At 65.3% G+C, this 1,099-nt stretch carries 1 protein-coding gene; it reads right to left on the reverse strand.

From position 1 onward, the window contains the following. Nucleotides 1-64 precede the first annotated feature (64 nt). The coding region (locus AB4037_RS34570; RefSeq protein ID WP_441774673.1) for a paraquat-inducible protein A at nucleotides 65-1,099 on the reverse strand (1,035 nt) is incomplete at its 5' end.

Raw genomic sequence — 1,099 nt, forward strand, 5'->3', positions numbered from 1 at the left:
CGGCGCGGCGGATCGATATCCGGCGTGGCCGTGTCACTGCCGTTCTTGGAGGYGTCGGAGTCGGTCAATGGCCCTTCTTTCCTGTGTCRCGGCGCAAGACATCCCACATCAGCCGYGGGTCGAATGATTCGGAGGCGATCATGGTGATGATCACCACGCTGGCAAAGGCGATCGCCCCGATGCCGGGCTCGATGGTGGCGATCTCGCCCAGYTGCACCAGGGCGACCAGGATCGAGATCATGAAGATGTCGATCATCGACCAGCGTCCCACGAACTCGATGMTCCGGTAGAGCACYGTCCTGTCCTGCAGACGCCAGGTCGAGCCGCGCTGGGTGGTGATCAGCAGCATCGTCAGGCCCGCCAATTTGAGCACGGGAACCAGGATCGAGGCGAAGAAGACCAGGGCGGCCAGYGGCCACAAACCGGCATCGGCCAGGGCGATGACACCGCTGATGATGGTATCGGGCTCGCCATGCCCGAGCGAGATCACCGTCATGATCGGGAAGAGATTGGCCGGTATGTAGAGGATGGCGGCGGTGATCAGCAGGGCCCAGGTTCTGGTGAGGCTGTTGGGCTTGCGTTGATGCAGGGGCGCCGAACAGCGYGGACAGGCCGCGTCATGGCCKGAAGCGGGCAGGTTCGACACGAGCCAGCAGGATTCGCACAGGGCGGTCGGGCGRCTCGGATCCACCCGGGGAGGATGGGGAGCCACGCCCTTGCGCGCAAAGCTGCGCCAGATGGTTTCGTCGTCCAGGAGGGAGCCGGTCGCSACCGTCACCAGCATCAGCGCCACCACGGCGAACACGGCGGGGCCGAGATCGACSTGTGCGAGATCGATCAGCTTCACATAGGCGACGAGAAGGCCGAGCATATAGACTTCGATCATCGCCCAGCGGCCGACGAAACYGGCGCCGCGATGRACGAGYGGCAGCCAGCGCGGCGGGCGYCGCATCCTCAGCCCGGTCAGSACCGTGAGGCGGGCGAGAATCTGCAGGCCCGGCGCCACCAGCATGGTGAAGGCGACGACGATTCCCAGTTCCCACAATCCCTGGTCGTAGAGCGCCTTGATGCCGGTGACGAGGCTGGCCACCTGCGCGCG

This window comes from Labrys sp. KB_33_2, assembly GCF_052114505.1.
Taxonomy (GTDB): domain Bacteria; phylum Pseudomonadota; class Alphaproteobacteria; order Rhizobiales; family Labraceae; genus Labrys.